This window comes from Colwellia marinimaniae (assembly GCF_002207865.1).
In the GTDB taxonomy this organism is placed as follows: domain Bacteria; phylum Pseudomonadota; class Gammaproteobacteria; order Enterobacterales; family Alteromonadaceae; genus Colwellia; species Colwellia marinimaniae.
Genome location: NZ_BDQM01000485.1, coordinates 1 through 240, shown reverse-complemented (window position 1 = coordinate 240; position 240 = coordinate 1). Strand labels below are relative to the sequence as shown.

The window sequence follows — 240 nt, the reverse complement described above, 5'->3', positions numbered from 1 at the left end:
GCATATACCCATTGCTCACGAAAAAAAATGTCCTTGTCGATATAGGGATGAATCGCTTGGTGTACCTCATCTACTGCGAAAACTTGACCTTTCTCTCCCATATTGCAGTCGCGGCACGATGGAACTAAATTAATAGGCATCACCGAAAATTCAGGATAATGTGCAATAGGAAGAAAATGATCTATATTTTTTGTCTGTCCTATATCACCACAAAATGGACATTTTTCACCTGATGAAACA

General features: G+C 38.8%; 1 protein-coding gene. It reads right to left on the bottom strand.

All coding sequences use genetic code 11. From position 1 onward, the window contains the following. On the bottom strand, positions 1-240 hold a 240-nt coding region (locus tag MTCD1_RS22045; protein WP_143760230.1), incomplete at both ends, for an HNH endonuclease.